The organism is Polaromonas sp. P1_F6 (assembly GCF_056405695.1).
Genome location: NZ_JBFUBQ010000001.1, coordinates 1,184,220 through 1,205,800, shown reverse-complemented (window position 1 = coordinate 1,205,800; position 21,581 = coordinate 1,184,220). Strand labels below are relative to the sequence as shown.

Annotated in this window: 16 protein-coding genes and 2 tRNA genes; 8 read left to right on the top strand and 10 right to left on the bottom strand. The window is 62.6% G+C overall.

Annotation, left to right across the window (positions count from 1 at the left end; genetic code table 11):
• The first annotated feature begins 32 nt into the window (after nucleotides 1-32).
• Nucleotides 33-2,624: a [protein-PII] uridylyltransferase gene (locus AC1DY9_RS05615; protein WP_477665995.1), complete on the top strand. Its 2,592-nt coding sequence runs from the start codon at nucleotides 33-35 to the stop codon at nucleotides 2,622-2,624.
• A gap of 4 nt (nucleotides 2,625-2,628) precedes the next feature.
• On the opposite strand, the gene AC1DY9_RS05610 is transcribed toward AC1DY9_RS05615, so the two are convergent.
• The 7 genes from AC1DY9_RS05610 to smc all read right to left on the bottom strand — a co-directional run bounded on the left by AC1DY9_RS05610 (nucleotide 2,629) and on the right by smc (nucleotide 11,814).
• The gene (locus tag AC1DY9_RS05610; RefSeq protein WP_477665994.1) at nucleotides 2,629-3,339 is read right to left on the bottom strand and encodes a class I SAM-dependent methyltransferase; all 711 of its coding nucleotides are present in this window, start codon (nucleotides 3,337-3,339) and stop codon (nucleotides 2,629-2,631) included.
• 86 nt (nucleotides 3,340-3,425) lie between these two features.
• A complete protein-coding gene (gene def / locus AC1DY9_RS05605; RefSeq protein WP_457280842.1) occupies nucleotides 3,426-3,965 on the bottom strand; it encodes a peptide deformylase in 540 nt (179 codons plus the stop codon).
• Nucleotides 3,966-4,004: 39 nt separating this feature from the next.
• Nucleotides 4,005-4,202 (bottom strand): hypothetical protein, encoded by a 198-nt coding sequence (locus AC1DY9_RS05600; RefSeq protein ID WP_477665993.1) that lies wholly within the window; start codon nucleotides 4,200-4,202, stop codon nucleotides 4,005-4,007.
• Between the two features lie 107 nt (nucleotides 4,203-4,309).
• Nucleotides 4,310-5,026, bottom strand: coding sequence for an MgtC/SapB family protein (locus AC1DY9_RS05595; protein ID WP_457280840.1), 717 nt, complete (start codon nucleotides 5,024-5,026; stop codon nucleotides 4,310-4,312).
• Nucleotides 5,027-5,054: 28 nt separating this feature from the next.
• Nucleotides 5,055-7,160 carry an NAD-dependent DNA ligase LigA gene (gene ligA, locus AC1DY9_RS05590; RefSeq protein WP_477665992.1) on the bottom strand — a complete coding sequence of 702 codons (2,106 nt, stop codon included), beginning with the start codon at nucleotides 7,158-7,160 and terminating at the stop codon, nucleotides 5,055-5,057.
• Between the two features lie 36 nt (nucleotides 7,161-7,196).
• Entirely contained in the window at nucleotides 7,197-8,270 is a 1,074-nt protein-coding gene (locus AC1DY9_RS05585) for a cell division protein ZipA C-terminal FtsZ-binding domain-containing protein (protein ID WP_477665991.1), read from the bottom strand.
• 7 nt (nucleotides 8,271-8,277) lie between these two features.
• The gene (gene smc, locus AC1DY9_RS05580; RefSeq protein WP_457280837.1) at nucleotides 8,278-11,814 is read right to left on the bottom strand and encodes a chromosome segregation protein SMC; all 3,537 of its coding nucleotides are present in this window, start codon (nucleotides 11,812-11,814) and stop codon (nucleotides 8,278-8,280) included.
• 402 nt (nucleotides 11,815-12,216) lie between these two features.
• Here smc and dapC point away from each other — a divergent pair, with 402 nt between their 5' ends.
• The 7 genes from dapC to AC1DY9_RS05545 all read left to right on the top strand — a co-directional run bounded on the left by dapC (nucleotide 12,217) and on the right by AC1DY9_RS05545 (nucleotide 20,465).
• Nucleotides 12,217-13,434, top strand: a complete 1,218-nt coding sequence (dapC, locus tag AC1DY9_RS05575) for a succinyldiaminopimelate transaminase (protein WP_477665990.1) — start codon at nucleotides 12,217-12,219, stop codon at nucleotides 13,432-13,434.
• Between the two features lie 12 nt (nucleotides 13,435-13,446).
• Entirely contained in the window at nucleotides 13,447-14,283 is an 837-nt protein-coding gene (gene dapD, locus AC1DY9_RS05570; protein ID WP_457280835.1) for a 2,3,4,5-tetrahydropyridine-2,6-dicarboxylate N-succinyltransferase, read from the top strand.
• Nucleotides 14,284-14,440: 157 nt separating this feature from the next.
• Entirely contained in the window at nucleotides 14,441-15,586 is a 1,146-nt protein-coding gene (locus tag AC1DY9_RS05565) for a PilT/PilU family type 4a pilus ATPase (protein ID WP_431096336.1), read from the top strand.
• Between the two features lie 50 nt (nucleotides 15,587-15,636).
• Nucleotides 15,637-16,863, top strand: a complete 1,227-nt coding sequence (gene dapE / locus AC1DY9_RS05560; RefSeq protein ID WP_477665989.1) for a succinyl-diaminopimelate desuccinylase — start codon at nucleotides 15,637-15,639, stop codon at nucleotides 16,861-16,863.
• On the top strand, nucleotides 16,860-17,774 hold the full coding sequence (gene prmB / locus AC1DY9_RS05555) for a 50S ribosomal protein L3 N(5)-glutamine methyltransferase (RefSeq protein ID WP_457280833.1): 915 nt from the start codon (nucleotides 16,860-16,862) through the stop codon (nucleotides 17,772-17,774). The genes dapE and prmB overlap by 4 nt, the downstream gene beginning before the upstream one ends.
• A 108-nt stretch (nucleotides 17,775-17,882) precedes the next feature.
• Nucleotides 17,883-19,895: an ABC-F family ATP-binding cassette domain-containing protein gene (locus AC1DY9_RS05550; protein WP_477665988.1), complete on the top strand. Its 2,013-nt coding sequence runs from the start codon at nucleotides 17,883-17,885 to the stop codon at nucleotides 19,893-19,895.
• Between the two features lie 66 nt (nucleotides 19,896-19,961).
• Entirely contained in the window at nucleotides 19,962-20,465 is a 504-nt protein-coding gene (locus AC1DY9_RS05545) for a hypothetical protein (protein WP_457280831.1), read from the top strand.
• Nucleotides 20,466-20,546: 81 nt separating this feature from the next.
• Here AC1DY9_RS05545 and AC1DY9_RS05540 read toward each other — a convergent pair.
• The 3 genes from AC1DY9_RS05540 to AC1DY9_RS05530 all read right to left on the bottom strand — a co-directional run bounded on the left by AC1DY9_RS05540 (nucleotide 20,547) and on the right by AC1DY9_RS05530 (nucleotide 21,579).
• A tRNA-Lys gene (locus AC1DY9_RS05540) sits at nucleotides 20,547-20,622 on the bottom strand.
• Nucleotides 20,623-20,630: 8 nt separating this feature from the next.
• Nucleotides 20,631-20,706: transfer RNA gene (locus AC1DY9_RS05535), tRNA-Lys, on the bottom strand.
• Between the two features lie 93 nt (nucleotides 20,707-20,799).
• Nucleotides 20,800-21,579 carry a tRNA threonylcarbamoyladenosine dehydratase gene (locus tag AC1DY9_RS05530; RefSeq protein WP_457280830.1) on the bottom strand — a complete coding sequence of 260 codons (780 nt, stop codon included), beginning with the start codon at nucleotides 21,577-21,579 and terminating at the stop codon, nucleotides 20,800-20,802.
• Nucleotides 21,580-21,581: the final 2 nt, after the last annotated feature.

The following is a 21,581-nucleotide window of genomic DNA, read 5'->3' as shown; positions in this document are numbered from 1 at the left end:
CCCGCGCACTTTCCGACCCTGCGAGCGCCGCGATGATCGAGCTGGCCCCGGTCCGCGAGCAGTACAAAGCGGGGAAAGCTGCCCTCCTCGCCACACTGGCCGCCAGCGGCGCCTCGTCCCGCGGCATCCACAGCCTGCTGCAAAAATTCGCCCGCCATGCTGACGCGACCCTGCAGCTGCTCTGGCAGCGCGCCGGCTTTCCGGCTTCAGCCTGCCTGGTGGCCGCAGGAGGGTTCGGCCGCGGCGAGCTGTTTCCCCATTCGGATGTAGACGTGCTGCTGCTGTTGCCGGACAGCGCCAACATCGATGGCGACCCGGCCCTCAAGGCCAAGGTGGAGAGCTTCATCGGCGCCTGCTGGGATGTAGGCCTGGAAATTGGCTCCAGCGTACGGACAATTTCCGGCTGTGTCGAAGAAGCGGCCAAAGACGTCACGGTGCAAACCTCGCTGCTCGAAGCCCGCCTGGTCGCCGGGTCCAAAAAGAATTTTCTGCAGCTGCAAAACCGGCTGGCTGTCGTGCTGGATCCGCAGGCCTTTTACGTGGCCAAGACGCTGGAGCTGCGCCAACGCCACAACAAATTCGAAAATACGCCCTACTCGCTCGAACCCAACTGCAAGGAATCCCCGGGTGGACTGCGCGACCTGCAGGTGATTTTGTGGGTGGCGCGCGCCGCCGGCCTGGGTAAATCATGGGACGACCTGGCCCGCAACGGCCTGGCCACGCCTTTCGAGGTGCGGCAGATCAAGGCCAACGAAGCGCTGCTAAGCCTGATACGCGCCCGCCTGCACCTGATCGCCGGGCGGCGCGAGGACCGCCTGGTGTTCGACCTGCAGACCGCCGTGGCCGAGTCCTTCGGCTATTCCGCCGAGGCCGACGACGGCAGCAAGCTGCCGCGCCGCGCCAGCGAGGCGGTGATGAAGCGCTACTACTGGGCTGCCAAGGCCGTGACCCAGCTCAACCAGATCCTGCTGCTCAATATCGAGGAGCGGCTCAACCCCAACACCTACCCGCTGCGGCCCATCAACGAACGTTTTTTCGACAAGGCCGGCATGCTGGAGGTGGTCAGCGACGACCTGTATGCGCGCGAACCGCACGCCATCCTCGAAACCTTTTTGGTGTTCGAGACCACCGTGGGCATCAAGGGCCTGTCGGCGCGCACCCTGCGCGCGCTCTACAACGCACGCGGGCTGATGAACAGCAGGTTCCGCAGCGACCCGGTCAACCGCGACACCTTCCGGCGCATCCTGCAGCAGCCCGAGGGCATCACGCATGCCATGCGGCTGATGAACCAGACATCAGTGCTGGGCCGCTACCTCTGGATCTTCCGCAAGATTGTCGGGCAGATGCAGCACGACCTGTTCCACGTCTACACGGTGGACCAGCACATCCTGATGGTGCTGCGCAACGTGCGGCGTTTCTTCATGGCCGAGCACTCGCACGAATACCCTATGTGCTCGCAGCTCGCGGCCGGCTGGGACAAGCCCTGGATTCTTTACATCGCCGCGCTGTTCCACGACATCGCCAAGGGCCGCGGCGGCGACCACTCCGAGCTGGGCTGCAAGGACGTGCGCGTTTTTTGCCGCCAGCATGGCATTAGCGCCGAGGACTCAAAACTCATCGAATTCCTGGTGGGCGAACATCTGAGCATGAGCCGCATCGCCCAGAAGGAAGACCTGAGCAACCCTGAAGTGATCGCTGCATTCGCCAAACGCGTGGGCAATGAGCGTTACCTGACAGCGCTCTACCTGCTGACGGTGGCCGACATCCGCGGCACCAGCCCCAAAGTCTGGAACGCCTGGAAAGGCAAGCTGCTGGAAGACTTGTACCGCTACACGCTGCGCGTGCTGGGTGGCCGCGCGCCCGACGCGGATGCCGAAGTGGAGGCCCGCAAGCGCGAAGCCCTGACCACGCTGGCCCTGCACGCCGAACCTTTCGAGGCACACAAGGCACTGTGGGATACGCTGGATGTCAGCTATTTCATGCGCCATGAGGCCTCCGACATCGCCTGGCATGCGCGCCAGCTCTCACGACACGTGGGCAAGGCCAAGGCGATCGTCCGCGCGCGCCGTTCGTCGGCAGGTGAAGGCATGCAGGTGCTGGTTTACACGCCCGACGCGCCCGACCTGTTTGCGCGCATCTGCGGCTACTTTGACGAAGCCGGCTTCAGCATCCTGGACGCCAAGATCCACACGGCGAAGAATGGCTATGCGCTGGACACCTTCCAGGTGGTCAGCCCCACGCTGGCCGACCACTACCGCGAACTGGCGGCCATGGTGGAGGCCGAACTGGATCGCACCATCGAGAACCCCGGACCTCTGCCGCCTCCGAGTAAAGGCCGTGTGTCGCGCCGGGTCAAGAGTTTCCCGATCGCTCCGCGCGTGGACCTGCGACCCGATGAAAAAGCCCAGCGCTGGTTGCTCAGCGTATCGGCCAGCGACCGGGTCGGGCTGCTCTACCGCATCGCACGGGTGCTGGCCCGTCACCGCATCAACCTGCAGCTCGCCAAGGTCAGCACCCTGGGCGAGCGCGTGGAAGATACATTTTTGATCGATGGACCGGAGCTGCAGCACAACAAGGCACAGATCGCGATCGAGACGGAGCTCCTGGAAGCGCTCAATACCTGAAGCTTCAGGCGACTGGTTTCCGCAGGTATTGCAACAGACGCCCCTTGTAGCTGCCGCCGGCCGGCAATTTGGTCACGCGCGTCTCAGTGCGCGAATAGCCCAGTGCATCCATTTTTCGATTGAAGCTGGCCCGGTTGCCGCGGTCCGGATCGACAATCAGCACTTCGGTGTGCGGCAGCGCATGCAGCTCGATGAACTGCGACAACACCTCCGGCTGGCCACGGTCATACAGCACATCGCTGCCGATGATCAGGTCAAAGCGTTCCAGCAGCGGATTGGCGCGCGACCAGTTGCCCGTCTGATATTTCATTGCAGGCAAGTGGTTGAGTTTGAGGTTTTCCAGCAGAAATTGCGCCGCCAGCGGATGACAGTCGCTCGCCGTGATGTCGCCACCGCGGCGATGCACAACAAGGCTGGCTAGCGCCAGGCCGCAACCGAGCTCCAGAATGCGCTTGCCTTCCAGTTCAAAGGTCAGCATGGCATGGGCCAGCACACGGCCCGAGGGCCAGAGCAAACCGAATATAGGCCAAGCCGACGAGGAAATGCCTTCGCGTTCAGCCTCGCCGAGGGGATCATGGAATTGCTGGCGGTCCAGCAAGGAACGCAGTTGCAGGTCGTCGCCGCTGCCGCTCACGGTTTCAAATTTCAGCTGGTAGGGAGGTGGCGAAGCAGCTCCGGTGATGGAAACTGCTCCCGAGACGGGAGCGTGCGACATCCGGAAGTTTTCCTTGCGTACAACACGCTCTGGCGGGGCGAAATAGCCCTCGATCAGCCTCAGTGTACCCTTCGACGTTCCCGCGGTCAGTCGTCGTCCGACGCGTCCAGTCCGGGGAAAAGCACCTCGGTAAAGCCAAACTGGCTGAAGTCGCGGATGCGCATGGGATAAAGCTTGCCAATCAGGTGATCACACTCATGCTGCACCACTCGCGCGTGAAAACCGTCCACCGAACGCTCAATCGCATCACCGTACTGGTCAAAGCCGCTGTAGCGAATTCGCGAAAGGCGCGGGACCAGGCCGCGCAGACCGGGTACGGAAAGGCAGCCTTCCCAGCCGCCCTCTTCTTCAGGCCCCAGGGGCGTGATCAAAGGGTTCAGCAAGACGGTGCGGGGCACTACCGGTGCATCGGGATAGCGTGGGTTGACCGTGTCAGTCCCAAAAATGACCAACTGCAGGTCGACCCCAATCTGTGGGGCTGCCAGGCCGGCACCGTTGACAGCGCGCATGGTATCGAACATGTCGGCAATGAGCAGGTGCAGCTCGTCGGTGTCGAAGGCGGTCACGGGCTGAGCCACGCGCAGCAGCCGCGGGTCGCCCATTTTGAGGATTTCGCGAATGGTCATGCGCCAATTATCGTGGCGCAGGGCCTTATCGGGGAAGTTTTAGCGCCAATGCCGATAGCCCCAACCCCGGTAATAGCCGGGCGCGGGAACCACCACCACGGGGGCCGGCTCCACGTAGACAGGGCGGGCCGGGTAAACAGCCACCGGACGTGGGGCAATCGGCGCCACCACGCAGCCAGACAGCAAAACAGCCAGACCGGCGGCCCCTGTCAAGGCAGATAAACGTTTGTAATTCATGAAAAACTCCTGTGTGTACAGGTCTTTTCAACGTCTGGCGTAGCCGCCTGGCGTGACGTCCGGCGTGCAAACCCCGGTAACGCCATGTAAGGCGCGTCGGTGATGCACTACTCCGTGGTGCTGGCGCTCCAGTAAGCCTGGCTGACCGCAGGCAACTCACCGAGCTGCCGGACAAGGCGGTCCATCGCGGGGCCGTCCACCGCAATGGCGACCAGCGTCGCCTGGATTTTCACGCTTTCCTCGCCGAAGGCGGACACTTTGAGGTCGTTGGTCGGATAGTGCAGCTCCTCCAGCGATTTCTCCAGGGCACCCAGCACCTCTTTTTGATGCCCCCCGCTCGTGACCACATAGACCGAGTTGGTTACCTCGGCCGACTGCACGTCCAGTGGCAAGCGGTTGATCTGGTTGACGATGGGCCTCAGCAAGGTATTGGCCGCCAGCACGAACAGCGTGGCAATGCCTGCCTGCACCACCAGGTCAGCGCCCGCGCAGGCGCCCACAGCACCCGAGCACCACAAGGTGGCGGCCGTGTTGAGCCCGCGCACATTGCCTTCCTCGCGCATGATCACGCCGGCACCCAGAAAGCCGATGCCCGAAACCACATAGGCCACCACATGCACTGCGCCCTGCGCGCCGGTCAGCCGATTCGCCATGTCGACAAAAATCGCGGCGCCTACGGCCACCAATACGTTGGTGCGAAGTCCTGCGGTGCGTTGCCGGTACTGGCGCTCAAAACCGATCAAGGCGCCAAAGACGAACGCCGAAGACAGGCTCAGGAGCGAGTCCAGGAGGTCCGCAGAGTTGAGGTTTTCGAATGCCTGCATGGGTGTGTTGCCTCCCGTGAGCCTGAAACTATCCGGGTGGGCCAGCCAGCAGGGCCAGCAAGGCCGCTTCGTCGATGACCGGAACACCCAGTGTTTGGGCCTTGACCAGCTTGCTGCCAGCCTCTTCGCCGGCCACCACGTAGTCGGTTTTTTTACTGACAGAGCCAGCCACCTTGCCGCCTGCGGCCTCCACCCTGTCCTTGGCCTCGTCGCGGCTCAAGGTGGGTAATGTGCCGGTGATGACAAAAGTCTTGCCCGACAACGGCTGGGGCGCCCGGGCAGCTGGTTCGCCCTCCTCCCAGGCCACGCCACAGGCGCGCAGTTGCTCGACCACTTCGCGGTTGTGCGCCTGCTCAAAGAAGGTGCGAATACTCTGCGCCACGATCGGCCCCACATCGCTGACTTCCAGCAGTTGCTCTTCGGTGGCATCCATGATGGCGTCCAGCTTGCCGAAATGGCGCGCCAGCTCCTTGGCCGTCGCCTCGCCGACGTGCCGTATGCCCAGGCCGAACAAAAAGCGAGGCAAAGTTGTCTGCTTGGACTTTTCAAGCGCTTCCAGCAAGTTGTTGGCAGACTTCTCCGCCATGCGGTCCAGGCTGGCGAGCGCCGTCAGGCCCAGTTTGTAGAGATCGGGCAAGGTACGGATCACGTTGGCATCAACCAGCTGCTCGACCAGCTTGTCGCCCAGGCCTTCGACTTCGACGGCGCGCCGGTGTGCGTAATGCAGGATGGCTTCCTTGCGCTGGGCACCGCAGAAAAGTCCGCCGGTGCAGCGGTAATCGGCTTCACCTTCTTCTCGCACGGCGTCGGAGCCGCAAACCGGGCATTTGTGCGGCATGGTGAATTGCGGCGCATCCTGCACCCGCTTGTCGAGCAGCACGCTGACGACTTCGGGTATCACGTCACCCGCGCGGCGCACGATCACGGTATCGCCCACGCGCACGTCCTTGCGGCGCGCTTCATCTTCGTTGTGCAGCGTGGCGTTGGTCACGGTGACACCGCCCACAAATACCGGTGCCAGCTTGGCAACCGGCGTCAGCTTGCCTGTGCGGCCCACCTGCACCTCAATGGCCAGCACGGTGGTGAGCTGCTCCTGCGCCGGGTATTTGTGCGCCACGGCCCAGCGCGGCTCGCGCGTGACAAAGCCCATTTTTTTCTGCAGCGCCAGGCTGTTGACCTTGTAGACCACACCGTCAATGTCGTAAGGCAGGCTGTCGCGCTGCTTGCCCATGGTCTGGTGGAATGCTATTAATTCAGGAGCGCCTTGCGCAAGCTGCGTTTGGGCTGCGACCGGAAAACCCCATGATTTGAGTGTTAGCAGGAGCTGAAAATGGGTTTCGAACGCCGGACCGCCCTCTTCCGGCGGAGAGATATCCCCCAAACCGTAAGCAAAAAAACTCAAGCGCCGCCGCGCGGCCAACGTTGGATCCAGCTGGCGCACGCCGCCAGCTGCGGCGTTGCGCGGATTGACGAAGGTTTTTTCACCCTTGGCGCCTTGCGCGATCTTCTCGCGCTGCTTCTCGTTGAGCGCTTCGAAGTCGGCGCGGCGCATGTAAACCTCGCCGCGCACTTCCATGACCGGCGGGGCGTCGGCAGGCAAACGAAGCGGGATCTGGTTGATGGTCCGGATGTTCTGCGTCACGTCTTCACCAACTTCACCGTCACCGCGCGTGGCGGCCTGCACCAGCACACCGTTTTCATAACGCAGGCTCATGGCCAGGCCGTCGAACTTGAGTTCGGCGACATATTCGACAGGCGGGTCGGATTCCGCCAGGCCCAATTCCTTGCGCACGCGGGTGTCGAAATTCTGGGCGCCTGTGGCTTCCGTGTCGGTTTCGGTGCGAATGCTGAGCATGGGCACCTTGTGGCGCACGCTGGCAAACTGATCCAGCGGCTTGCCGCCTACCCGCTGGGTCGGTGAATCGGGTGTCAGCAGTTCCGGATGAGCCGCCTCAATCGCCTGCAACTCCTTGAACAGCTTGTCGTACTCGCTGTCAGGAATCGTGGGCTCATCAAGCACGTAATAGCGATGTGCATGGGCATGCAACTCGGCGCGCAAGGCGGCAGCACGCCCCGCAACAGAAGCCGGTTGCGGCGAGGGTTCGGGCTGCGCAAACAGGTCTTTGGTGGCCATGAAAAAGATCGGAAACGGGCGAAAAGCCCGGGAAAATCAAGAGAAAAGCCGGCGCCCTAGCACCGAGCCCGCCGACAGATCGCGGCTGTCCAGCGTGTCATAAAGCTGTTCCAGGTCGGCGTGGATGACTTCCATTGCCTCGGGCCGGATCAGATTGCCGTTGTCGTCGATGATCACACCGTCCATGTTGGCAGCCAGGGACAGCGCGGCTTCGCACATGCGAGCAAAGGGCTGCTCGGAGCGGGAAACCTGTGGAACGTCGAGCGACAGCGTCAGTTCACGCAGCGCCGTCTGCTCCGGGTCTTCTGCCATGGCGGCCTGTGTGTCGAAGGCCAGCCCCAGGATGGGGGCCTGCCCCTGCTGGTTCGCCGGCAATACCATGCGCCCGGGAATGGAGCCGGGAACGAAGCCCAGCCGCGCCGCACTTTGGTGGACATAACCCGGGCTCCAGGCGGTGTTGACGGCGCGCAGGGTAAAGCTCAGCTGTGCGTCATGGCCGCTGGCAAACTGGTCGAGTTCGCGGGCTCGCGCCACCTCGTCCAGCATTTCCGGAAATTCCGGCTCACCGCCCACCGCATCGGCAAACGCCTGCGCCTTCATCACGAATTCAGAGTATTCAATCTGGTTGAGCGCACCGGTGCGGTTGGCCAGCTGCACGCCGCACTGAAAGGCGCTGTAACGATGCCCTGCTGTGGGAAATTCCCATTCGCCGGTAATGATGCTCAGGCCTTCAACGCCGAAAGGCTTGCTGCCGGCCCGGCGCGTGCTGGGCATGGCGGCAAGCGCGGCTTCGCCCGACACCATGCCCTCAATCACCACGGGCGCAACGGCATCAATCAGCACGTCAAGACCTGGCTTTCTGTCGGACGCATTCATCGTGGCGAGCGAGGCCAGCGATGCCAGGCCAGAATCCACGTCAAAGCTGGGTTCCAGCCGTTCAGCAGCGGCACCTTCGCCACTTTGTGCGGGTGCAAGCTCTTGCTCGGGTGCGGGGGCTTCCGGTGTGGCCTGCTTGGGCAGGTTCCTGCGCGACGACCAGGCGCTGTGTGCCACCACACCGGCCAGCACCAGCCCGCCCACCACCGCCAGACTGATCTGCAAAGTGCTCATTTTGGGGTCAGGCTGCTTCTGCGAAACCGATGGCGGCTTCCATGTCCACCGCCACGATGCGTGAAACGCCCTGCTCCTGCATGGTCACGCCGATCAGCTGTTCGGCCATTTCCATGGCGATCTTGTTGTGGCTGATGAAGAGGAACTGCGTTTCCTTGCTCATGGAGCGCACCAGCTTGGCGTAGCGCTCGGTGTTGGCGTCGTCCAGCGGCGCGTCGACCTCATCGAGCAAACAGAAAGGCGCGGGGTTGAGCTGGAAGATCGCAAACACCAGGGCGATGGCTGTGAGCGCCTTTTCTCCGCCTGACAGCAGGTGAATGGTCTGGTTCTTTTTGCCGGGCGGCTGGGCGATCACCTGTACCCCGGCATCGAGGATTTCCTCGCCTGTCATCATGAGCTTGGCGTTGCCGCCGCCAAAGAGTTCGGGGAACATGCGGCCAAAATGGCCGTTCACCGTCTCGAAGGTGCTCGAGAGCAGGTCGCGCGTTTCGATATCGATCTTCTTGATCGCATCTTCCAGCGTGGTCATGGCTTCATTCAGGTCGGCGGACTGCGCGTCGAGGAACTGCTTGCGTTCCCGCGCCGTGCTCAGCTCGTCGAGCGCGGCCAGGTTGACGGCGCCCAGCGACTGGATTTCGCGATTGATGCGGTCAATTTCGCCTTGCAGGCCGGTCAGTCGCACATTGCCGGACTGGATGGATTGCTCCACCGCAGCCAGGTCGGCCTGCGCGTCGGCCAGCAACTGCGCGTATTGCTCAAAGCCCAGACGCGCGGCCTGCTCTTTCAGCTGGAACTCGGTGATGCGCTGGCGCAGCGGGTCAAGCTCGCGCTCCAGTTGCAGGCGCCGCTCGTCGCTGGCGCGCAGCTTGCTGGTCAGGTCGTCGTACTGGCTGCGTTTGGCGCCCAGGTCGGCTTCACGCTCAAGCTTCACGCTCAGTGCGCTTTGCAGGCCGGCCTGCGCGGCGGCGTCTGTCAGGCGCGTGAGCTCTTCACGGGCTTGCGCTTCTTCACTGGCGATGGAGCTGGCTTGCTGGGCCGCAATGTCGATGGAACGGGTCAGCTCTTCGCGGCGGGAGGCCAGGCTGCGCAACGCAAACGTGGCTTCCTGCGCCTGGCGCTCCAGCGTACGCTGCTGCTCACGTGATTCGCCCAGCTTGCGCTCGGTTTCGATCACGCGGTCGTCCAGCTGCGCATGGCGTTCCTGGCTGTCGGCCAGTTGCATGTCCAGCTCTTCAAAGCGGCCTTCGGCGGTAACCTTGCGCTCCTGCAGTTCGCCGAGCTGCGCTTCGATTTCGGCCATGTCGGCCTGGATCTGCTCGCTGCGCGCCCGGGTCTGCTCGGCCAGTTGCGTCAGGCGCAGCACTTCGACCTGCAGCTCATGGGTACGGCTCTGGCCTTCGGCGGTTTCGCGGCGTGCCGTGGCCAGGCGCTGGGCGGCGTCGGCATAGGCGGCTTCGGCGCGTATCAGCGCGGAGCGGGCCTCTTCGCTGATCAGCGCCTGGGCCTTGAGCTGCTTGTCGAGGTTTTCGATCTCCTGGGCGCGGGCCAGCAAGCCGGCCTGTTCGGAATCCTGGGCGTAAAAGCTCACGCTGTGGTGCGTGACGGCATGGCCGCTTTGCACATAAATCACTTCGCCGGCCTGCAGCTTGTCGCGCGCGGCCAGGGCGTCGTCCAGGCCTTGGGCCGTATAGCAGCCCTGCAGCCAGTCACCCAGCAATGCCGACTGGCCGGCATCATTGAGGCGCAGCAGTTCGGTCAGTGGTTTGAGGTTGATCGCAGCGTTGGTGCGTGCGGGCGCGGCGGCGCTGGGCGGCGAATAAAACGAGAGCTTGGCCGGCGGCGTGTCGCGGCCATCGGTGCCGGCAAAACCGCGCACCATGTCGAGCCGGCTGACTTCGAGTGCGCCCAGGCGCTCACGCAGTGCAGCTTCAAGCGCGTTTTCCCAGCCTTGTTCGATGTGGATGCGGCTCCACAGGCCTTGCAGGCCATCGAGGCCGTGCTTGGCCAGCCAGGGCTTGAGCTTGCCGTCAGTCTTGACCTTTTCTTGCAAGGCCTTGAGCGCTTCCATGCGTGCCGACAGGTCGGCCCGCTTGGCGGATTCGGTGTTGACGGTGTGCTGCAGCGTGCGGCGTTCTTCGTCGAGCTGCGGCACGCTATCGGTCAGCTCGTGCAGGCGGGCCTCGGCTTCAGCTTGGGCTTCTTGCGCGGCGGTGAACTGTGTGTTCAGGTTGGCCAGGCGCGCTTCGTCGGGTGCGTTCAGCGCGTTGCGGTCTGCCGTGAGCTTTTCCAGCCGCAACCCCAGGCTGCGCGACTGCTCTTCGATGTTGCGCTGGTCGGCGGCCAACACCTGGATTTGCTGCTGCACCTGGCCGACGCTGGCGCGCTGCTCATTGGCCTTGGCTTGTGCCTGACGCAGGGCGTCTTCGAGGGCGGGCAGCTGGGTCTGATGCTCTTCTGTTTGCGCAGCCAGCAGCTCGGCTTTTTCCTCGGCTTCAATGGCTTGCGCAGCCAGGTTTTCCGTCTCAACGGCGGCGTCTTCCTTGCGCGTGGCCCATTGGGCGGTTTGTTCTTTCAACTGGGCCAGGCGTTGCTCGACGCGCTGGCGGCCGTCGACCACGAAGCGGATCTCGGCCTCCAGGCGGCCGACTTCAGCGCTGGCCTCGTACAGCTTGCCCTGGGCCTGGTTGACCTGGTCGCCGGCCGAGTAATGCGCCTGGCGAATGGTTTCCAGGTCGGCCTCGATGTGGCGCAGGTCGGCCACGCGGCTTTCCAGGTCGTTCACGGCCTTTTCGGCGTCGGCCTTGACCTTGGACTGGTCGGCTTCGCTTTCGGCGCGTTTGAGGAACCACAGCTGGTGCTGCTTCAGGCTCGCGTCGGCATTCAGCGCGTTGTAGCGCATGGCGACCTCGGCCTGCTTTTCAAGCCGGTCCAGGTTGGCGTTCAGCTCGCGCAGGATGTCTTCGACGCGGGTCAGGTTTTCGCGGGTGTCCGACAGGCGGTTTGCGGTCTCGCGGCGACGCTCTTTGTACTTGGAGACACCGGCGGCTTCTTCGAGGAAAAGACGCAGCTCTTCGGGTTTGGACTCGATGATTCGGCTGATGGTGCCCTGGCCGATGATGGCGTAGGCGCGCGGGCCCAGGCCGGTGCCCAGAAACACGTCCTGCACGTCGCGGCGGCGCACCGGCTGGTTGTTGATGTAGTAGCTGGAGGTGCCGTCGCGCGTCAGCACGCGCTTGACGGCGATCTCGACAAACTGGCCCCACTGGCCGCCGGCGCGGTGGTCGGCGTTGTCAAACACCAGTTCCACACTGGAGCGGCTGGCGGGCTTGCGTGTGGTGGTGCCGTTGAAGATGACGTCCTGCATGGACTCGCCGCGCAGCTCGGAGGCCTTGCTTTCGCCCAGCACCCAGCGCACCGCGTCCATGATGTTGGACTTGCCGCAACCGTTGGGACCCACCACACCGACCAGTTGGCCCGGCAGTACGAAATTGGTGGGCTCTGCGAATGATTTGAAACCAGATAGCTTGATCGAATTGAGACGCACGGCTGTCCCTGTTTTTTTGACCTGAGCCAGGGCCTGTTAACCCTAACTCGTTGATTTTTATAGCGTTTTACGGCAAAACGCTGACACACGCCGTGTACCACTTTCAGTAGCGCACGGTCCGCCATGTTACCCGAGCGGGACGCAGATTTTGCCGGGAAAAAGGCCCTTGACCGGCCCGGCGTGAAACACTTTGCTTCGCACGGCGGCGGTCTGTCAGGGTGATGCCCGGCCCTGCGCTGCCTGAAAATGGCTGGGTACCGGGGAAATTTAGATTGAATTGGCCTGGAGCCCAATAAGAACAGGCGCGAGAAGCTATTAATTTGATAGCAATCAGATCGGGGCGTGACAAGCCGCAACCCAGACCGGCGGCGGGTCTGCAAGGCGAGGCTGGATAATCAGGGCATGAATCCCCTGCTTTCACGCCTCCAGCCCTACCCGTTTGAACGGTTGCGCCAGTTGCACGCCGATGTCACCCCCAACCCGGCCTATAAACCCATCAGCCTTGGCATAGGCGAACCCCGCCATGCCACGCCCCAGCTCATCAAGGATGCGTTGACAGCCAGCCTGGGCGGCCTGGCCAGTTACCCCGGTACGCTGGGGGAGCCGAAGCTGCGCCAGGCCATGACCGACTGGCTGGCCCGCCGCTATGGCCTGAAACTGGACCCGGCCACACAAGTCCTGCCGGTCAACGGCTCGCGCGAGGCGCTGTTTTCACTGGCGCAAACCGTGCTGGACGCCAGCAAACCGGGTGCCACCGTGGTCTGCCCGAATCCGTTCTATCAAATTTATGAAGGCGCAGCCCTGCTGGCGGGCGCCCAGACCTGGTTTGCGCCCAGCGACCCGGCGCGCAACTTCGGCATCGACTGGGCGGCCGTGCCGACTGAGGTATGGGCCAAAACCCAGTTGGTGTTCGTCTGTTCGCCCGGCAACCCCACCGGTTCGGTGATGTCGCTGCCTGAATGGAAGCTGCTGTTTGAGCTCAGTGATCGCTACGGCTTTGTCATCGCCTCCGACGAGTGCTACAGCGAGATCTATTTCCGCGAGGGTGACGATGGAGGAGCGCCGCTGGGCGGCCTGCAGGCGGCTTCCCAGCTGGGCCGGCATGACTTCAAAAACCTGATTTCCCTTACCAGCCTCTCCAAGCGCAGCAACGTGCCCGGCCTGCGCAGCGGCTTTGTGGCCGGCGATGCGGCGCTGATCAAGCCGTTTTTGCTCTACCGTACCTACCACGGCAGCGCCATGAGTCCCATCGTGCAGGCGGCCAGCATCGCCGCATGGAACGACGAGCAGCACGTGGTGGACAACCGCGCCATGTACCGCGAAAAATTCACCAAAGTCACGCCCCTGCTGTCGGCGGTGATGGACGTCGCCCTGCCCGATGCAGGCTTTTACCTGTGGGCCGGAATCCCCGAGGCATTCAGGGGTTCGGACACCGCGTTTTCGCGCGAGCTGCTCGCTCTTTACAATGTCGTGGTGTTGCCGGGCAGTTACCTGGCACGCGATGCGCAGGGCTACAACCCCGGCGCCGGCAGAATCCGCATGGCGCTGGTGGCAGAAACGGCCGAATGCGTGGAGGCCGCAGAGCGCATCGTCCAGTTCATCCAATCCAAAGTTCACTGAAAAACCATTCTCATGACTCAAGCCAACCTGCAAGCGCTCCAGCAAACCATTGACGCCGCCTGGGAAGACCGCGCCAACCTGTCGCCCAAGTCGGCGCCCAAGGACATCCTGGAGGCAGTGGAGCAAACGATTTCCCAGCTGAACAATGGCTCGCTGCGCGTGGCCACCCGCGAAAGCGTGGGTGTGTGGACGACGCACCAGTGGATCAAGAAAGCGGTGCTGCTGAGCTTTCGCCTGAAAGACAACGAACTCATGCGTGCCGGCGACCTCGGCTTTTTCGACAAGGTCAAAACCAAATTTGCACACCTGAGCGAAGCCGAAATGCGCGAAACTGGTGTGCGCGTGGTGCCCCCCGCCGTGGCCCGCCGCGGCAGCTTCATCGCCAAGGGCGCGATCCTGATGCCCAGCTACGTCAACATCGGCGCATGGGTTGGCGAAGGCACCATGGTCGACACCTGGGCCACCGTGGGCAGCTGCGCACAGGTCGGCAACAACGTGCACCTTTCCGGCGGCGTCGGCCTGGGCGGCGTGCTGGAGCCTTTGCAGGCCAACCCCACCATCATTGAAGACAACTGCTTTATCGGCGCACGCTCTGAAGTGGTCGAAGGCGTGATCGTCGAAGAAAATTCGGTGATCTCTATGGGTGTCTACATCGGCCAGAGCACGCCGATTTACGACCGCGAAGCCGACACCGTCACCTACGGCCGTATTCCTGCAGGCTCCGTCGTGGTGTCGGGTAACCTGCCAAAGGCCGGCGGCAAGTACAGCATGTACTGCGCGGTGATCGTCAAGCGCGTGGACGCAAAAACCCGTTCCACCACCAGCCTGAACGATTTACTCCGCGACTAGACATGGCCCCCACGCTTCTCGCTTCGCGTAGTGCGCTGCCCCCCGAGGGGGCCGCTGCGCCTGCGGCCCGGCAAAGCCGGTTCCGCGGCCCCTGCTGGCGAGGAACCGTAAGTCGGGTGGCCAACGTTGTATTTCATTTCAATCAAGAGGGTGGACTATGAGCACGATGGAAAGAATCCTGCGTTTGATGGTGGACAAGAAGGCGTCTGACGTCTACCTGTCGGCCCATTCGCCCGCCCTGATCAAGATCAATGGCCAGGCCATCCCGATCAATGCGCAGATCCTGCCGCCGGAGGCACCGCGCAACCTGCTGGCCGAGGTATTGCCGCCCGAGCGCATCGAAGAGATGGAGGAAATGGGTGAGCTCAACATGGCGTTGCCGATTGCCGGCCTGGGCAACTTCCGTATCAGCGGATTCAAGCAGCGCAGCACCTACGCCGCCGTGATCCGCTACATCCCCAGCGAAATCCCGCCACTGGAAAGCCTGAACGTGCCGCCCATCCTGGCCGACCTGATCATGGAAAAGCGCGGCCTGCTGCTGATGGTGGGTTCCACCGGCGCCGGCAAAAGCACCACGCTGGCCTCCATGATCGATCTGCGCAACGAGACAACGCTGGGTCACATCCTCACCATCGAAGACCCGGTCGAATTTTTGTTCACCAACAAGAAGTCTGTCGTGAATCAGCGGGAGGTCGGCAGCGATACACAATCGCTGCAAGTAGCGCTGAAAAATGCGTTGCGCCAGGCGCCTGACGTCATCCTGATCGGTGAAATCCGCGACCGCGAAACCATGTCGGCGGCCATTGCCTATGCGCAGTCGGGCCATTTGTGCCTGGCGACCATGCACGCCAACAACAGCTACCAAGCGCTGAACCGGATCCTGAGCTTTTACCCGGTGGAAGTGCGCAGCACCATGCTGGGTGATCTGGGTGCCGCGCTCAAGGCCATCGTGTCGCAGCGCCTGCTGCGCACCCAGGACGGCGGCCGAACGCCGGCGGTGGAAGTCATGCTCAACACCAAGCTGATCTCCGAGTTGATCGAAAAAGGCGATTTTTCAGGCGTCAAGGAAGCGATGGAAAAATCCATGGCCGAAGGCTCACAGACCTTCGAGCAGGACATCGCCAAGCTGATCGTGGCCGGCACCGTCACACGCAAGGAAGGTGTTCTCTACGCCGACTCGCCGACCAACCTGATGTGGCGGCTGGAAAATGACTTTGCCATCAAGGCCAAGACACTGGAGCCTGAAGAGGACCCGGATGACGAACCGTCCTTTACGGAAATCACGCTGGACGTGAAACACTAAAAACACGGCCGCGCTCGTTTTCGGGCCGGTGTTAACAGGCCCTAAACGACATGTCCCGAACCCTGCATCTGGCCGAACAGCTGATTTCCCGCCCCTCCGTCACGCCTGACGACGCCGACTGCCAGGCCATGCTGATCGCCCGGCTGGCGCCGCTGGGTTTTCAATGTGAAACCATCGTCAGTGGCCCCGCCGACTTCCGCGTCACCAACCTGTGGGCTAAACGCGAAGGGAAATTGAAGGACTTTAGGCCTGCAGACCAGTCAGGACGAGCGCAAGCAGCTCCTGAATTGATAGCAAATGGCGCTGAAACCACGCCTGCCAAAACACTGGTATTCGCCGGCCACACCGACGTGGTGCCCACCGGCCCCCTCGACCAGTGGCACAGCCACCCGTTCACCCCCAGCCATCGTGATGGACAAATGTATGGCCGTGGCGCCGCCGACATGAAAACGTCGATTGCGGCCATGGTGGTTGCGGTCGAGGAATTCCTGGCCGCCCACCCGGATCCGGCCTTGTCGATCGCCTTCCTGATCACCAGCGACGAGGAAGGCCCCGCCGTGGACGGCACGGTCATGGTCTGCGAGCAGCTGAAAGCGCGCGGCGAAACGCTGGACTATTGCATCGTGGGCGAACCCACCTCGGTCGAGCGCCTGGGCGACATGATCAAGAACGGCCGCCGTGGCACCATGAGCGGCAAGCTCACTGTCAAGGGCGTGCAGGGCCATATTGCCTACCCGCACCTGGCCAAAAACCCCATCCACCTGTTTGCACCTGCGCTGGCCGAACTGGTGGCCACCGAGTGGGACAAAGGCAATGCCTTCTTCCCGGCCACGAGCTGGCAAGTCTCCAACATCCACGGTGGCACCGGCGCGTCCAACGTCATTCCGGGCGAACTGGTGGTGGACTTCAATTTCCGCTTCTGCACCGAATCCACGCCGGAGAGCCTGCAGCAACGCCTGCAGGCCGTGCTCAGCCGGCACCAGCTGGAATATGACCTGAAATGGACCCTGGGCGGTCTCCCCTTTCTGACCACTCCAGGCACACTGGTGGATGCGGTGCGTGGAGCGATCCAGGCTGAAACCGGCCTGAAAACCGAACTATCCACCACGGGAGGTACGAGTGACGGCCGCTTTATCGCCAAAATCTGCCCGCAGGTCATTGAATTCGGTCCCCTCAACGCTTCGATCCACAAGATCAACGAGCATGTTCTGGTGAGCTCACTCGATCCGCTCAAAAACATCTACAAAGGTGTTCTGGAACGGCTGGCGGCAGCATGACGAGCCCGGCAACTCCTGCTGCACCGCTGACGGTGCTGGCGCTGGTCGAGCAAATGGCCGCCAGGCTGGAAGCGGCAGGCCTGCACTTTTCAGACGGATTCGGGCAAGGCACGACCAACGCCTTCGACGAGGCCGCGTGGCTGGTGCTGTGGAAGCTTGGGTTGCCACTGGACGACCTGGATTCTGTAGAGAATCGGCCGGTAACACAAGAGGAACATGCGCAAGCAGCTATGCTTTTGGAAGCACGCATCAGCACCCGCAAGCCGGCGGCTTACCTGACGAACGAAGCCTGGCTGATGGGCGTGCCCTTTTATGTCGATGAGCGTGTGATCATTCCACGCTCCCTCATTGCCGAGCTGCTGGCCGACGCCAGCATAGACCCCTGGCTGGGCGAGCACACCCACCGCGTGCTTGACCTCTGCACCGGTAACGGCAGCCTCGCGGTGCTGGCGGCCATGACCTACCCTGATGTGTTGGTGGACGCCGCCGACATCAGCCTGGACGCCCTGGAGGTGGCCCGTATCAATGTGGACCGTCATCACCTGGACGGCCGCATCACGCTGATCGAATCTGACGGCATGGCTGCCTGCGCGGGCCTGTATGACCTGGTTTTGTGCAACCCGCCCTATGTGAACGCTGCCAGCATGGCAGCCCTTCCGGCCGAGTTCCGGGCTGAACCCGGCCTGGCACTGGACGGTAACCGGCACGGCGGCACCGATGGCATGGACTTCATTCGAGACCTTTTTCAAAGCGCCGCACGCCATATGAGCGAAAATGCTGTGCTGGTGCTGGAAATCGGCAATGAGCGCGAGAATTTTGAGCGCGCTTTCCCGACGCTTGAACCGCTGTGGTTCGAAACCAGCTCGGGCGCCGACCAGGTCTTGCTGCTGACGCGCGAACAACTGGCCTGAAGGCCAGGCTGGCGCTCAGCCCCGGCCTGAATGACTGGCGCAGCGCTTGCTTGGCAAGCGTGTGCGACGCCCCGCCACCCCGAATACTTTTCCTGAAGCTTTAATTAAATGATTACCCTTAAAAACGTCGTGCTGCGCCGCGGCGCCAAAGTGATTCTGGATGGCGCGTCCGTCACCCTCAACCCCGGCGAAAACGTTGGCCTGGTGGGGCGTAACGGCGCGGGCAAATCCTCTTTGTTCGCGATGCTCAACGGAACGCTGCATGAAGACGGCGGCGAATTTTCGATTCCTACGCAGTGGCGCATGGCGCAGGTTGCGCAGGACATGCCCGAAACCGAGCAAAGCGCCACCGACTACGTGATCGAAGGCGACGTGGTGCTGATGGCCGCACAAGCCGAGGTGGCGGCCGCCGAAGAAAGCGGTGACGGCGACCGCATGGCGCACGCCTACATGGAGCTGTACGACTCCGGCGCGCACGACTCGCAGGCGCGCGCCCAAGCGCTGATCCTGGGCCTGGGCTTCAAGGTCAGCGAACTGGACAACCCGGTCAACAGCTTTTCCGGCGGCTGGCGCATGCGACTGCAGCTGGCGCGCGCGCTGATGTGCCCGTCTGACCTGTTGCTGCTGGACGAGCCCACCAACCATTTGGACCTGGACGCGCTGGTCTGGCTGGAAGCCTGGCTCAAGCGCTACCAGGGCACCATGCTGGTCATCAGCCATGACCGCGAATTTCTCGACGCCGTGACCGACGTGACGGTGCATATCGAAAGCGCAAAACTCACTCGTTACGGCGGCAATTACAGCAAGTTCGAAGATTTGCGTTCCGAGCAAATGGCGCTGCAACAGACTGCGTTTTCCAAGCAGCAGGACAAGATCGCCCACCTGCAGAAGTTCATCGCCCGCTTCAAAGCCAAAGCCAGCAAGGCCAAGCAGGCGCAAAGCCGCGTCAAGGCACTGGACCGCATGGAGAAAATCGCGCCGCTGTTGGCCGAGGCCGACTTCACCTTCGAGTTCAAGGAGCCGGCCAACCTGCCCAACCCCATGCTGTCGATGCAGAACGCCTACTTCGGTTACCCACCGCTTGAAGATTCCCCGGAAGGTACGCCGCCCACAGTCATCGTGCAGAACGTCAGCAAGTCAGTGCTGGCCGGCCAGCGCATTGGCATCCTGGGCGCCAACGGCCAGGGCAAGTCCACGCTCGTGAAGACCGTGGCCCGGGCACTCGTGCCCATCAGCGGCGAGATGATTGAGGGCAAGGGACTGAACATCGGCTACTTCGCCCAGCAGGAGCTGGACGTGCTGCGCCCTGCTGACAACCCGCTGGAGCACATGATCCGCCTTGTCAAGGAAGTCACCGCCGCCGGCAAGATGGGCAACCAGCCTACGCGTGAGCAGGATTTGCGCAGCTTCCTGGGTAATTTCAATTTTGGCGGCGACATGGTCAAACAGGCCGTGGGCAGCATGAGTGGCGGTGAGAAGGCCCGCCTGGTGTTGTGCATGATCGTCTGGCAGCGCCCCAACCTGCTGCTGCTTGATGAGCCGACCAACCACCTGGACTTGGCCACGCGTGAAGCCTTGTCGATGGCACTCAATGAGTTTGAAGGCACCGTCATGCTGGTGAGCCACGACCGCGCACTGCTGCGCGCCGTCTGCGATGAATTCTGGATGGTGTCCCAAGGCGGCGTCGCCCCCTTTGACGGCGACCTGGACGACTACCAGAAATACTTGCTCGACCATGCCAAACGTCAGCGCGAGGAAGCCAAGAAAGCCGGCAGCGCGGCCCCGGTTGCCACTGCCAAGTCGGTTACACCCCCTGCGGCGGCCGAAGAAAAGAAACCCGTGCCCCGCGAGACGCCCGAACAGCGCAAGTTTGATGCACAGCGCCGTCAGCAACAGGCCGAAGCCACCAAACCGCTTCGCAAGGAAATCGAGAAAATCGACCTTCGCATGAAAGCGCTGGCCGCAGAACGCGACAGCCTGCAGGGCTTGCTGACCACCACCACTGCGCCCGCAGAGATCGCCCAGACCGGCAAGCGCCTCAAGGCCATCGAGGGCGAAATAGACATGCTGGAAGAACGGTGGCTTGAGCTGACCGAACAGATCGAGACGGCTGCGGTGTAAAGTGGCGAAAGGATCCTTGACGGCACCACGCCGCCGAGGTCACCCCATTTTGAAAGGGCCCGATTGATGCCTTCAGCCTTGCATATGGCCGCGGACGACGCGGCACTTGAAGCCGCCGTCAAACGCAGCCGCAAGCTGCTGAACAAGCGTGCCATGGTGGCGGCCGCAGCCAGCGCCGTGCCGGTGCCCGGGCTGGACTGGGCGGTGGACGCTGCGATGCTGTCCCGGCTCATCCCGGAAATCAACAGGGAGTTCGGTCTCACGCCCCAACAGCTTGACAGGCTGGAGCCCAGAAAGCGCGACCAGGTGCAAAAAGCCGTCACGCTGGTAGGTTCGGTGCTCATCGGAAAATTTATCAGCCGTGACCTTGTCATCAAGGCTGCCACCAAGATCGGCGTTCGCCTGACCACCAAACAGGTTGCCAAGTATGTGCCACTGGCTGGCCAGATCGTGTCGGCCGCAGTCGGCTATGCGGCGATACGCTACCTGGGCGAAGAGCACATGAAAGACTGTATCCGGGTGGCGAAGCAGGCGGAGATGGAGCTGCCCTTGCTGGGCTACTCGGCTTGAGCCCGCAAAGCCCGCCTTCGGGAGTTTGTCAGCAGAACAACAAAAAAGGACCTGGCCTTGCGGCCAGGTCCTTGATGTACTTGGTGGGTTCTGACAGATTCGAACTGTCGACCTACGGATTAAGAGTCCGCTGCTCTACCAACTGAGCTAAGAACCCGGAAATTCTGGTGGGACCAGCGGGGGTCGAACCCACGACAAACGGATTAAAAGTCCGCTGCTCTACCAACTGAGCTATGGTCCCAAGAACGTATCTTGCGAGACATCCCGGTATTTGCTGCTTCGAGGGCAGCAAAGCCTTGAATTATAGCGTGATTTTTTAAGCCTCCGCAAAAACTCAGGCCGCAATTTTGTCGAGTGCCCAGCCGGCCGCGCACAACCCGAAGGTCGAGGTCACGCTCACGACCGATCCATAACCGTGGCAGTTCAGGCTACCGTCGCTCTGAGCGGCCGCATCGGGCTGCAGCACGGCTTCGCGGCTGAACACGCAGGCCACGCCTATCTTGCCTTTGCGCGCCGCGCCGTGCTCCTTGCGCAGGCGGTAACGCAGCTGCGCCAGCAAAGGGTCGTGCGTGACCAGCGACAGGTCGTCGATGTCCACGCGGTGCGCCAGCCGCTTGCCGCCCGCGGCGCCTACACTGACCAGATTCACCTTGTTGGCAATCGCCCAAGCTGCCATGGCGGTTTTGGCTTTCACCTGGTCGCAGGCGTCGATGACGGCCAGCTGCTTGCGGTCAAAGCCCTCTTCGAGGCCCAGGATGCCCGGCCAGTTGGCGGTGTCGACAAATTCCTCGATGCCGTCCACGCGGCAGCCCGGGTGAATCTGCGCGATGCGTTCGCGCATGGCCTGCACCTTGGCCTGCCCCAGCGTGCTGTCCAGCGCATGGACCTGGCGGTTGATGTTCGATTCGGCGATGTGGTCGAGGTCGATCAAGGTCAGGCGGGCCACGCCGCTGCGGGCCGCGGCCTCGGCCGCCCAGGAACCCACGCCGCCCAGACCCACAACCACAACGTGCGCCTGGCGTATGCGCTGCGCCCCCGCCGCGCCGTAAAGGCGCGCCAGGCCGCCGAACCGGCGCTCCAAGTCGGCGGGAAGTTCTTCGATGAGGGATGTCATTG